Origin of the sequence: Bacillus sp. AFS018417, assembly GCF_002560985.1 — a bacterium.
Lineage (GTDB): Bacteria > Bacillota > Bacilli > Bacillales > Bacillaceae_G > Bacillus_A > Bacillus_A rhizoplanae.
The window spans coordinates 1-221 of sequence record NZ_NTTM01000008.1 but is presented as its reverse complement, the minus strand read 5'-3'; the positions used below and the strand labels follow the sequence as shown (position 1 = coordinate 221).

The 221-nt window shown below is 36.2% G+C and carries 1 pseudogene; it reads right to left on the bottom strand.

Annotation, left to right across the window (positions count from 1 at the left end):
* Positions 1–182: pseudogene (locus tag CN326_RS05240) on the bottom strand (hypothetical protein); the annotation flags it as partial.
* Between the last annotated feature and the right edge of the window lie 39 nt (positions 183–221).

Genomic DNA, 221 nt, shown 5'->3' with positions numbered 1-221 from the left:
TTTACAGTAATTTGCATACTCTCAGAACGTCTGGAGGTGCCAGAACGTTTTTCTAACACTTGCGTTTGAAAAGCGAAATGCTTCGCACGATTAAATACGAAAAGAGCATGTCCAATAGCTTCAACATACTTCGGATTCAGTGCATTCTTATAGATACGAATTGAAAAATATGCTTTTTTCATTGGACACGCTCCTTTCTTGTTTTGTATACACAAAGTATA